This window comes from Streptomyces sp. NPDC007162 (assembly GCF_040634175.1).
Classification (GTDB): Bacteria; Actinomycetota; Actinomycetes; order Streptomycetales; family Streptomycetaceae; genus Streptomyces.
In genome coordinates this window covers 1-1466 of sequence record NZ_JBEYFC010000985.1, presented here as the reverse complement: position 1 = coordinate 1466, position 1466 = coordinate 1, and the positions used below count along the sequence as shown (strand labels likewise).

Genomic DNA, 1466 nt, shown 5'->3' with positions numbered 1-1466 from the left:
GCTCGGCCACCACCCCGGGGTCCGTCCGGGACTCGACGGTCACGCTGCCGGGGCGGCGCCCGCGCGGGAAGAAGGAGCTGGGGAAGCTGTCGTTGTGCCAGTTCGGGGCGTCGATCGCGCCCTGCAGGTCGAGTCCACCGCGGACCCGCTCGCGCAGGGCGACGGCGAGGAAGAAGTGCAGCTGCCACTGGTCCTGCTGGTCGCCGCCCGGCGTGCCGAAGGCCAGCACCGGAACCCCGTCGCGCAGCGCGATCGACGGGGTGAGCGTGGTGCGGGGGCGCCGCCCCGGGGTGAGCGAGTTCGGCAGTCCCTCCTCCAGCCAGGCCATCTGGAGCCGGGTGCCGAGCGGGAAGCCGAGTTCGGGGACGACGGGGTTGGACTGGAGCCAGCCGCCGCTGGGGGTGGCCGCGACCATGTTGCCCCAGCGGTCCACGACGTCCAGGTGGCAGGTGTCGCCCCGGGTGGCGCCGTCCCCCGCGACCCGGGGGTCCCCGGGCAGCCGCGCGACCGTCGGCTCACCGGCGCCCAGCGGGTCGAAGGCGGTGTCCGGCCGGGTCTCCCCGCACGCGTACCGGGGCAGCCGGGGCGCGCGTCCGCCGGGGCTGCCGGGCCGCAGTTCGTCGGAGGCCTTGGTCCCGATCAGCTCCCGCCGGCCGGCGTTGTACGAGTCGGAGAGCAGGTCGGCCAGCGGCACCTCGGCCGCGTCCCCGTACCAGGCCTCCCGGTCGGCCATGGCGAGCTTGCAGCCCTCGACGAGCAGGTGCACGTAGTCGGCGGAGCCGTACCCCGGCAGCGCGGACGGCCCGGGCGGCAGCAGGGCGAGCTGCTGGAGGAGGGCGGGACCCTGGCTCCAGGGGCCGGCCTTGCACACGGTCCAGCCGTTCCAGTCGTACGACACCGGGCTCTCGTAGCTCGCGGACCAGCCGCCGAGGTCGGCGGCGGTGAGGGTGCCGGTGTGCCGCTCGCCGCTGGTGTCCATGGTGGGGCGGGCGGCCTGCCGGAGCAGGGCCTCGGCGATGAAGCCGGAGCGCCACACCTCGCGGGCGGCGTCGATGCGCGCCTCCCGGTCGCCGGCCCCCGCGGTCCGGGCGAGCAGCCGCTTCCAGGTGGCGGCGAGGGCGGGGTTGCGCAGCAGCTCGCCGGGCCGGGGTGCCCGGCCGCCGGGCAGGTAGAGCTCCGCCGACGACGTCCACTCGGTCTCGAACAGCTCGCGCACGCTCTCCACTGTCGCGCCGACGTTCTCCACGGGCGCGTGCCCGTGCTCGGCGTACCCGATGGCGTACGTCAGGACCTCGTCGAGGGACTTGGTGCCGTGGTCGCGGAGCAGGAGCAGCCAGGCGTCGAAGGCGCCGGGGACGGCCGCGGCCAGCGGGCCGGTGCCGGGGACGAGGTCCAGTCCGAGACCTCGGTAGTGGGCGACGGTGGCGCCGGCCGGGGCCACGCCCTGCCCGCACAGCACCCGCACC

Annotated in this window: 1 protein-coding gene; it reads right to left on the bottom strand. The window is 76.4% G+C overall.

The genetic code is table 11. From position 1 onward, the window contains the following. Window positions 1-1466, bottom strand: a 1466-nt coding sequence (locus ABZ646_RS46505) for a gamma-glutamyltransferase (protein ID WP_360533814.1), incomplete at both ends; no start/stop codon positions are given.